This window comes from Methylomonas rivi, assembly GCF_024505165.1.
Taxonomy (GTDB): Bacteria; Pseudomonadota; Gammaproteobacteria; order Methylococcales; family Methylomonadaceae; genus Methylomonas; species Methylomonas rivi.
This window is the reverse complement of the sequence record NZ_JANIBK010000162.1, coordinates 1-7744: the sequence shown is the minus strand read 5'-3', so window position 1 is coordinate 7744 and position 7744 is coordinate 1. Positions and strand designations below refer to the sequence as shown.

Sequence of the window (7744 nt, the reverse complement as noted above, 5' to 3'; positions counted from 1 at the left end):
GCATCGTCTCGACCCGACCGCGGGCGGCGGCGAAAGTGTTGCTCGGCAAAACACCCGAGCAGCTGTTGAGCACAGTGCCGCTGTTGTTTTCGCTCTGCGGCAACGCCCAGTCTTATGCCGCGTTGCTGGCCTGCCGCGCCGCGCTGGATTTACCAGCCGATCCGCCGGCCGATGCGACCCGCGAATTATTGCTGCAACTGGAAACCGTGCGCGAACACGCCTGGCGGATATTGCTGGATTGGCCCGGCCTGCTGGGCCGCCGGCCGGATAAAGCCGCCGTCGCCGCCTTGCTGAAACTCAGCGCCCGCTTCAAAGAGTGTTTGTTTGACAACGGCGAGGCGTTCAAGCTGGATAGCCGTTTGCAAATCGACTCGGCGGCGCTGGGCGGTTTGCTGGCGGAGTTGAACCAATTGATCGATCGTGCGATTTTTAACGGCGGCATGCGGAAATTTCAGGCCATCGCCGACGAAGCGCAATTGGCGGACTGGCTGGCGGGCAACGCGGCTTTGTCCGCCGAATTACTGCATGGCTTGTATCGGCTGGATTGGCAGGCGGTCGGCCGCAACCACATCCGCTGTCTGCCGGCATTCGACAACCCAGGCCTGTGGACGCACTTACAAACACAGGATTTATCGGCCTTCTGCCGCACCCCGCATTGGCAGGGCCAATGCCATGAATCGACGCCGCTTGGCCGGCAGCAGTCGCAGCCTTTAATCGCCGCTCTGCAAAACCGTTACGGCAACGGTTTGCTGGCGCGATTCGCGGCGGTTCTGCGGGAGGTAGCGGCCATTACGTTACGGCTGGAGCGATTCGGCGAAACCGCGTTCGAGCCGGCATCGGCTTACGGCGGCGAAGGCATCGGCTTGGCGCAAGTGCCTGCGGCGCGCGGTTTATTGATTCATCGTCTGGCTTTGCGGAATGGCCGGGTGTACGATTACCGCATCGTCGCCCCGACCGAATGGAATTTTCATCCCGCCGGCGTGGTTACTCAGGGTTTAAACGCGTTGCGCGCGGTCGATGCGGATAGTTTGCGGCGGCAGGCGGAATGGTTGATCAACGCGGTCGATCCCTGTGTGGCCTATCGTTTGATATTGATTGAAAGATAGGGTACGCACCGCGTACCATCGATAGCTTCAAAGGTACGCGATGCGTACCCTACAACTGGCATAGCTTGACTGGTAACCATCATGCACGAAATGTCGCTCTGCGAGAGCGTGTTACAAATCATCGAACATCAAGCCCAAACCCAGCATTACCGAAAGGTGACGGCCGTGTGGCTGGAGATCGGCGCCTTGTCCGGCGTCGAGCCCGAGGCGATGCGCTTCAGCTTTGAAGTGGTGATGCAGGGTTCGCTGGCCGAAGCGGCCAGACTGGAAATAATCGAGCTGCCGGGCATTGCCTGGTGTATGCCTTGCGGGCGCGAAGTACCTGTACAACAGATATACGACGCATGCCCGCACTGCGGCAGCCGTCAATTACAGATCGTCGGCGGCGATCAAATGCGAATCAAGGAACTGGAGGTAGAATAATGTGCGGCATCTGCGGCTGCGGCGAGGGCCATATCCACTCGCACGACGAACAACACGATCATGAACATCCTCACGATCACCACCACGGTCATGACCATGAACACGGTCATCACCACCATCACGAGCACGGCCCCGAACACGCGCACGCCCCCGGCCTGACCCAGGCCCGCATGGTGCAGATCGAGCAGGACATACTGGCCAAAAACAACCGTTATGCCGACGAAAACCGTTGCTATTTCGCCGATCGCGGCATGCTGGCCTTGAATCTGGTGTCCAGCCCGGGCTCCGGCAAAACCACGCTGCTGACCGAAACCATCACCCGTTTGAAGGGCGAACTGGATATAGCGGTAATCGAAGGCGACCAGCAAACCGCCCGCGACGCCGACCGCATCCGCGCCACCGGCGTACCCGCTGTGCAAATCAACACCGGCAAGGGTTGCCATCTGGACGCGCACCGGGTCGGCCATGCCCTGGAAAGCCTGAAGCTGCCGAACCACAGCCTGCTGTTCATCGAAAACGTCGGCAATCTGGTCTGCCCGTCTGCTTTTGATTTGGGTGAAGCGCACAAGGTGGTGATCCTGTCGGTCACCGAAGGCGAGGACAAACCGATCAAATACCCGGATATGTTCCATGCCGCCGACTTGATGATTTTGAACAAGATCGATCTGCTGCCGTATCTGGATTTTGACGTCGAACAATGCATTCGTTATGCGAAACAGGTTAATCCGCGTATCAAAGTATTGTCCTTATCGGCCAAGACCGGGGAAGGCATGGAGAGTTGGTTGAAGTGGTTGAAGGCGGAGTTGGAGTTGCAGCGGATTGAGTATGCGTGAACCTGCTTGCAATCACGCAGTTACTGATTGTTTAACCCAATATTTCCCTCGACAGGAGGCAGCATGCAAACCACAGCCAAAGCCGAAGCCAAACAACTAATCGACAATCTGCCGGATCACGCCACGCTGAACGACATTATGTACGAGCTGTACGTTAAGCAAAAAATCGAAACCGGTATGCAGGCATCCCGGGATAATCGAGTGACGCCTCATGCTGCCATGAGAACACGTTACCGTGGCGATGTTGATTATCTGGGCTGATTCAGCAGTTGATGTTTTGCTTGTTCACAAACTCCGGTTTGGGAGTCGTAACTTGAAAGCTTTAGCTTTCTTTGATTTTGTTGGGAAGATTTAGTGTCGCTGTCGCGACGAATGATTTCGAAGCCGGTTCCCGCACCGGCGGGCGGGTTTCTTTTCTTTGCTTGTCCAAAGAAAAGAAACCAAAAGAAACGACACCCGGATGCCGCGTATATCCTGCGCGCCGAAGCTTTTGAACGGGGTTTTCCGAAGGGGCTTCCCAGCCCCTACGAAAAACGCGATGCCTCCCTGCATCGCCCCTGCGGGCAAATCCGCTCAAAACCTCCGGTGCTCGGAGCGGCATAACGGGAATGGAATTACTTCAACGGTTATTTTGATATAACAACGATGTTTTGTAGGCTGGGTTGAAACGATAGTGAAAACCCGGCACCCACTCACTAATTGCAGGGTTTCGCGTTGCTATACACCCATCCAGTGATCATTGATAGACCATGAAATTATTTATTCAATTTCTAGTAATCGTAGCGACATTGGCCGGCATGGTGGTACTTGCTTTTTTCTTTAAATCAACGGACGAAGGTGATTTTAGCGCCAGTGTTTTCTATGGCGTTCTGACTCTATTGATCACGTCTGCTTTGATTACGTTATTTCGATGGGATAAGAAACGAGATCGCGACGAAGAAATCGAATTGCGGCAATGTGTAGGCATAAGAGTCAACATGGCACTGAACAACAAACAACCGGTTGAATTTTATGCAAAACCTTCTCTTTTCATAACATTAGCGTTTATATTGATCTTGAGCTTAGGCGCAATCTATTTCGGCGTTTATTTGCTGATAGGGTTACCACTACAGAATCGGCTCACTGGATTAATGTTTCTAATCGGAGGCTTATTTTTTTGTATCGCTTTAGCTGAATCGGCTAAACGATTGATTGGCCATCCAGTTATTCGATTGGATAAGCACGGGTTAATGCATTTTCGTTTCGGCTTCATTCCATGGAGTGATGTTAATGAAATTTGCCCCCTGATTCTAAACATTAAAGGGAACTTATCGGCTTGGTTGGAGATTGGGACGATAAATAACGCGTTTTACCTAGCTCGAATTCCTCGTTGGTTACGGATTTTTCGTAAGAGCAAAACAGGCAAACCATTGCTCTTTTTGCCACTTTCAGAAGAAGATGCCCGAGTAGCTTGCGATATAGCAAAAGCTTATGCAGATTTTGCTGGTGCACCACTTAGAGAAAACATTTTTTCTACAAAGTTAGCCATGGAACTATCCAGATTGCAAACATCACAACAGAAAATAGGGCGATTGCAAACGTTGATGACAGAAAGCTCGGAAAATTTTATAAAACAGCGTCAGGCTATTTCAAAGACTTACTTTGTTTCAAACGTGTTTGTGATATTAGGCGTTATTGCCATTTGTTTCGCGGCGTGGGTCACAAGCAAATAAATTCGCGCCGATTCGGTTAGCAAAACCTGATCTTAGGAATGTTAAATGATCCCTTTCGTGCGATTACGCTGCCGCTAATCGCACCTACGATTTGATCGCGTTACAAATTCAGGGATGGTTTTCTCCCGTTATGCCGCGCCGAGCACCGGAGGTTTTGAACGGATTAGCCCGCAGGGGCGATGCAGGGATGCATCGCGTTTTTCGTAGGGGCTGGGAAGCCCCTTCGGAAAACCCCGTTCAAAGCCTTCGGCGCGCAGGATCAAAGCGGCATCCGGGTGTCGTTTCTTTTGGATACTTTTCTTTGGACAAGCAAAGAAAAGTATCCCGCCCGCCGGTGCGGGAACCGGCATTAAAATAAACCGTCGCATGGCGACACATATTGAGGCATACCAATGACTGTTACCGAAATCAACCCCTTGCCGATCCCCGAGCAAATTATACGAATGGAAGAAATGTGGGATAGCCTTCGCCAAGAGCCACAATTGATAGCCCCCCCGGAATGGCATCACGAAATTCTCAACTCCAGAATTGAACGATTGAAATCGAATCAAGCCAAAACTATCACCTTACAAGAGTTGAAAGCTCGAAAATAAGGGCGCTTTGAATAGCTGATGCGTCTAAAATCCAAGCAATCCGAGAAAACTCAAAATGTGCTTAGCCCTCCCCGCTCAAATCCTGCAAATCCATCCCGGCGACACCGGAATGGCCACTGTTTCCGTTGACGGCGTTAAGGTCGAAGTCTCGCTGGCGCTGGTCGACGACGTACAAGTCGGCGACTACGTGCTGGTTCACGTCGGCTACGCGCTGAACAAAATCGACGAAGACGAAGCCATTAAGACCCTGGCCCTGTTCGCCGAAGCCGGCCTGACCAGCGCGCCATGAAATACATCGACGAATTCCGCCAGCACGATCTGGCGCAACAACTGGCCCAACGCATCGTCCAAACCGCGCACCCCGACCGGCATTACCGCTTGATGGAGTTTTGCGGCGGCCATACTCATGCGATATTTCGTTACGGCGTGCAGGATTTGATGCCGGCCAATGTCGAGTTCATCCATGGCCCCGGCTGTCCGGTCTGCGTGCTGCCGACCGGCCGCATCGACAATGCGATTCAATTGGTCGAACAGCGTGACGTCATTCTGTGCACTTACGCCGACCTGGTACGGGTGCCGGCCACCGGCCGTAATAGCCTGTTGAAAGCCAAGGCCGGTGGTGCCGACATTCGCATGGTTTATTCCACTCAGGACGTCTTGAAAATCGCCCGCGACAACCCGGAGCGACAGGTGGTGTTTTTTGCCATCGGTTTCGAAACCACCACCCCGCCTACGGCGGTCACCATCAAGCAGGCCCAGGCGGAAGGCTTGAAAAATTTCAGCGTGTTCTGCAACCACGTGCTGACGCCGGCGGCCATGCAAGCCATATTGGACGCACCGGTGCCGGTGGCCATAGACGCTTTTTTGGGCCCGTCGCATGTCAGCACGGTAATCGGCAGCCGGCCTTACGAAGTGTTTGCGGAACAATACGGCAAACCCATCGTCATCGCCGGCTTCGAACCGCTGGACGTCATGCAATCGGCCTTGATGCTGATCCACCAGATCAACGAAGGCCGGCATGAAGTGGAAAACGAATACAGCCGCGCGGTCACCCGAGACGGCAATCAAAAAGCCCAAGCCTTGACCGCCGAGGTATTGGAGCTGCGTCCGCAATTCGAATGGCGCGGCTTGGGTTTGATCCCGGACAGCGCCCTGAAACTTAAAGCCGCTTATGCCGATTTCGACGCCGAACAACGCTTCGAGATGCCGGCCATCCGCGCCAGCGACGTCAAAGGCTGCGAATGCCCGGCCATTTTGCGCGGCGCCAAAAAACCCCAGGACTGCAAACTGCTGGGCACGGTCTGCACCCCGGAAAATCCGATGGGTTCCTGCATGGTGTCGTCGGAGGGGGCTTGCGCGGCGTATTGGAGTTATGGGCGGCTGCGAGATAATGCCTCGCGGGTATAGAATAAACCAGTAATATGTGTAAGCCCGGAGTCATCAATGCCAGACACTCAAGAAATTTACCGCCAAGCCAGCCAATTGCCGCCGCTGGAAAGATTACACCTCGCAGAACGCTTGTTAGCTGATTTAGATATCCCTAACCCGGAAATCGATACTATATGGCACAACGAAGCCGCTCAACGCTGGCGAGCATATAAAGACGGACAATTGAAAACCGTTAGCTATGAAACCGTAATGCGAAAATATAAGTAATGAAAATTGAGTTTCTGGAGGCCGCTCAAGTCGAACTCGATCAAGCCTTCGAATGGTACGAAACCCAACAAATTAACTTGGGCCGGCAATTCCTGAATGAGCTTGATGCCGCAATCAGAAGAGTCATCGCTTACCCTGATGCTTATATTTCGATAGAGCGCAATCTAAGGCGTTGTTTGATCAAGCGCTTTCCTTATGCCATTTTATACGGCATTGATGCCGATATCATTGTTATTGTGGCAGTAGCCCACCTGCATCGAAAACCGGATTACTGGCTGAGTAGAATCAATAACTAAACACTCATTCACACGCCTATCCCTTATAAGCGCGATAAATCAGAGCTAATTCCGTGATCAAAAAATTCACTTCCGCCTTAAACTTGAAATCCGGCCACGTCGACCTCAGCCACGGCGGCGGCGGTCGGGCCATGACCCAGCTGATCGACGAATTGTTCATCAAGCATTTCGACAACGACTTGCTGCGCCAGCATAACGACCAGGCCTTGTTCAGCGTGCCGGCCGGACGGCTGGCGATCAGCACCGACGGCCATGTGATTTCGCCGCTGTTTTTTCCGGGCGGCGATATCGGTTCGCTGGCGGTGCACGGCACGCTGAACGATGTGGCGATGTCCGGCGCCAGGCCTTTGTATCTGGCGGCGGGCTTTATTCTGGAAGAAGGCCTGCCGCTGGCCGATCTGGAACGCATCGTCATCAGCATGGCCGCCGCGTCCAAGGCCGCCGGCACACCCATTGTCACCGGCGACACCAAGGTGGTCGAGCGCGGCAAGGGCGACGGCGTATTCATTACCACTACCGGCGTCGGCATAGTGCCGGAAGGCGTCAATATTTCCGGCAACCGGGCCAGCCCAGGCTGCGCGATTTTAATCAGCGGTTCGATCGGCGACCACGGCGTGGCCATCATGGCCGGGCGCGAAAATCTGCAATTTGAAACCAGCATCGTCTCCGACTCGGCGGCGCTGCACGGTTTGGTCGCCGATCTGGTGGCCGTTGCGCCGGCGGCGATACGCTGTTTACGCGACCCGACTCGCGGCGGATTGGCGACGACGTTGAACGAGTTAGCCAAACAGTCCGGCGTCGGCATGGCGATAGCCGAAGACCGAATTCCGGTGAAAGCGCAAGTCAAGGCCGCTTGCGAAATCCTCGGCCTCGATCCTTTGTATGTCGCCAACGAAGGCAAGCTGGTCTGCGTCTGCGAAGCCTCTGCCGCCGAAACCTTATTGGCCGTGATGCAACAACATCCCTTGGGCCGCGACGCCGCCATCATCGGCGAAGTCATCGACGATCCGCACGGCTTCGTGCAAATGGCCACGACTTTCGGCGGCCGGCGCATCGTCGACTGGCCGGTGGGCGAACAGTTGCCGCGCATCTGCTGATGCCCGGCAAGGCCATCCGGGTACGCGG

At 54.2% G+C, this 7744-nt stretch carries 13 protein-coding genes; 12 read left to right on the top strand and 1 reads right to left on the bottom strand.

Annotation, left to right across the window (positions count from 1 at the left end; translation table 11 throughout):
• The 6 genes from NP596_RS18440 to NP596_RS18415 all read left to right on the top strand — a co-directional run.
• The coding region (locus tag NP596_RS18440; protein WP_256616868.1) for a nickel-dependent hydrogenase large subunit at positions 1-1106 on the top strand (1106 nt) is incomplete at its 5' end.
• Between the two features lie 81 nt (positions 1107-1187).
• Complete coding sequence (hypA, locus tag NP596_RS18435) at positions 1188-1529, top strand: hydrogenase maturation nickel metallochaperone HypA (RefSeq protein WP_256616867.1); 342 nt, start codon at positions 1188-1190, stop codon at positions 1527-1529.
• On the top strand, positions 1529-2362 hold the full coding sequence (hypB, locus tag NP596_RS18430) for a hydrogenase nickel incorporation protein HypB (RefSeq protein WP_256616866.1): 834 nt from the start codon (positions 1529-1531) through the stop codon (positions 2360-2362). The genes hypA and hypB overlap by 1 nt, the downstream gene beginning before the upstream one ends.
• 63 nt (positions 2363-2425) lie before the next feature.
• Positions 2426-2623 carry a hypothetical protein gene (locus tag NP596_RS18425; RefSeq protein ID WP_256616865.1) on the top strand — a complete coding sequence of 66 codons (198 nt, stop codon included), beginning with the start codon at positions 2426-2428 and terminating at the stop codon, positions 2621-2623.
• 93 nt (positions 2624-2716) lie between these two features.
• Positions 2717-2965, top strand: coding sequence for a hypothetical protein (locus NP596_RS18420; RefSeq protein WP_256616864.1), 249 nt, complete (start codon positions 2717-2719; stop codon positions 2963-2965).
• Between the two features lie 146 nt (positions 2966-3111).
• Positions 3112-4074 carry a hypothetical protein gene (locus NP596_RS18415; RefSeq protein ID WP_256616863.1) on the top strand — a complete coding sequence of 321 codons (963 nt, stop codon included), beginning with the start codon at positions 3112-3114 and terminating at the stop codon, positions 4072-4074.
• Between the two features lie 128 nt (positions 4075-4202).
• Here the strand turns inward: NP596_RS18415 and NP596_RS18410 are convergent, their stop codons facing one another.
• On the bottom strand, positions 4203-4442 hold the full coding sequence (locus NP596_RS18410) for a hypothetical protein (protein WP_256616862.1): 240 nt from the start codon (positions 4440-4442) through the stop codon (positions 4203-4205).
• Between the two features lie 24 nt (positions 4443-4466).
• Between NP596_RS18410 and NP596_RS18405 the strand changes: the two genes are divergently transcribed.
• Genes NP596_RS18405 through hypE form a run of 6 tightly spaced genes read left to right on the top strand, consistent with a single transcriptional unit; the run spans position 4467 to position 7716 of the window.
• The gene (locus tag NP596_RS18405) at positions 4467-4667 is read left to right on the top strand and encodes an addiction module protein (protein WP_256616861.1); all 201 of its coding nucleotides are present in this window, start codon (positions 4467-4469) and stop codon (positions 4665-4667) included.
• Positions 4668-4722: 55 nt separating this feature from the next.
• Positions 4723-4956: a HypC/HybG/HupF family hydrogenase formation chaperone gene (locus NP596_RS18400; protein WP_256616860.1), complete on the top strand. Its 234-nt coding sequence runs from the start codon at positions 4723-4725 to the stop codon at positions 4954-4956.
• Positions 4953-6074, top strand: a complete 1122-nt coding sequence (gene hypD, locus NP596_RS18395) for a hydrogenase formation protein HypD (protein WP_256616858.1) — start codon at positions 4953-4955, stop codon at positions 6072-6074. The genes NP596_RS18400 and hypD overlap by 4 nt, the downstream gene beginning before the upstream one ends.
• Positions 6075-6110: 36 nt before the next feature.
• A complete protein-coding gene (locus NP596_RS18390) occupies positions 6111-6323 on the top strand; it encodes an addiction module protein (RefSeq protein ID WP_256616857.1) in 213 nt (70 codons plus the stop codon).
• Positions 6323-6619: a type II toxin-antitoxin system RelE/ParE family toxin gene (locus tag NP596_RS18385; RefSeq protein WP_256616856.1), complete on the top strand. Its 297-nt coding sequence runs from the start codon at positions 6323-6325 to the stop codon at positions 6617-6619. Before NP596_RS18390 ends, NP596_RS18385 begins: the two co-directional genes overlap by 1 nt.
• A 53-nt stretch (positions 6620-6672) precedes the next feature.
• Complete coding sequence (gene hypE, locus NP596_RS18380; protein WP_256616855.1) at positions 6673-7716, top strand: hydrogenase expression/formation protein HypE; 1044 nt, start codon at positions 6673-6675, stop codon at positions 7714-7716.
• Positions 7717-7744 lie beyond the last annotated feature (28 nt).

Coding starts and splice junctions, on each gene's coding strand:
- hypA (WP_256616867.1), top strand. CDS start 1,188: ATGCACGAAATGTCGCTCTGCGAGAGCGTGTTACAAATCATCGAACAT.
- hypB (WP_256616866.1), top strand. CDS start 1,529: ATGTGCGGCATCTGCGGCTGCGGCGAGGGCCATATCCACTCGCACGAC.
- NP596_RS18425 (WP_256616865.1), top strand. CDS start 2,426: ATGCAAACCACAGCCAAAGCCGAAGCCAAACAACTAATCGACAATCTG.
- NP596_RS18415 (WP_256616863.1), top strand. CDS start 3,112: ATGAAATTATTTATTCAATTTCTAGTAATCGTAGCGACATTGGCCGGC.
- NP596_RS18410 (WP_256616862.1), bottom strand. CDS start 4,442: ATGCGACGGTTTATTTTAATGCCGGTTCCCGCACCGGCGGGCGGGATA.
- NP596_RS18405 (WP_256616861.1), top strand. CDS start 4,467: ATGACTGTTACCGAAATCAACCCCTTGCCGATCCCCGAGCAAATTATA.
- NP596_RS18400 (WP_256616860.1), top strand. CDS start 4,723: ATGTGCTTAGCCCTCCCCGCTCAAATCCTGCAAATCCATCCCGGCGAC.
- hypD (WP_256616858.1), top strand. CDS start 4,953: ATGAAATACATCGACGAATTCCGCCAGCACGATCTGGCGCAACAACTG.
- NP596_RS18390 (WP_256616857.1), top strand. CDS start 6,111: ATGCCAGACACTCAAGAAATTTACCGCCAAGCCAGCCAATTGCCGCCG.
- NP596_RS18385 (WP_256616856.1), top strand. CDS start 6,323: ATGAAAATTGAGTTTCTGGAGGCCGCTCAAGTCGAACTCGATCAAGCC.